This is a genomic window from Bacillus cereus group sp. BfR-BA-01408 (genome assembly GCF_022663305.1).
In the GTDB taxonomy this organism is placed as follows: Bacteria; Bacillota; Bacilli; order Bacillales; family Bacillaceae_G; genus Bacillus_A; species Bacillus_A pacificus.
Map to the genome: position 1 here is coordinate 1 of NZ_JAKUFF010000382.1, position 204 is coordinate 204.

Here is a 204-nt window from a genome sequence, read left to right on the forward strand (position 1 = left end):
AAGGCAGCAGCAGCCGCAAAAGCAAAAGCGGCGGCGCTAGCGAAACAAAAAAGAGAAGGAATGGAAGAAGGAACAGAAGAAGAAAAGGCAAAAGCAAAGGCGAAGGCAGCAGCAGCCGCAAAAGCAAAAGCGGCGGCGTTAGCAAAACAAAAAAGAGAAGGAACAGAAGAAGTGACGGAAGAGGAAAGGGCCAAAGCAAAAGCG

The 204-nt window shown here is 49.5% G+C and carries 1 pseudogene; it reads left to right on the forward strand.

What is annotated here, in order from left to right:
* A pseudogene (locus tag MR083_RS27755) lies at positions 1-204 on the forward strand (NADH-quinone oxidoreductase subunit C); the annotation flags it as partial.